Consider the following 248-nt stretch of genomic DNA (forward strand, 5'->3'; position numbering starts at 1 on the left):
TTCTTAAAGCAGAAGACGGCAAACGAGACATCTGTCACCGCGAAAAATGAGTAAAACGCTTTTTTCCAAGGCGAATCTTTTTCTACCAATTGATTCAAAGTCGCTGAAAATAAAAAATGTCTGATGTTCACAATGAACGTCGTCATGACGATTTCGATGATTCCTGTCTGAACGGCAAGCATGCTCAGAGACATATACTGGGACGCTCCTCCGAAAACAAGGGCGCTCATCAAAAACGTTTCAAAAAG

1 protein-coding gene is annotated in these 248 nt (G+C 41.5%); it reads right to left on the reverse strand.

Features of this window, described 5'->3' with window-relative positions:
* Positions 1-194 (reverse strand): AzlC family ABC transporter permease (locus L324_RS44400; RefSeq protein WP_235783416.1); only part of this gene is annotated, 194 nt, incomplete at its 3' end.
* Between the last annotated feature and the right edge of the window lie 54 nt (positions 195-248).

The sequence above is a fragment of the Amycolatopsis orientalis DSM 40040 = KCTC 9412 genome, assembly GCF_000478275.1.
GTDB lineage: Bacteria > Actinomycetota > Actinomycetes > Mycobacteriales > Pseudonocardiaceae > Amycolatopsis > Amycolatopsis orientalis.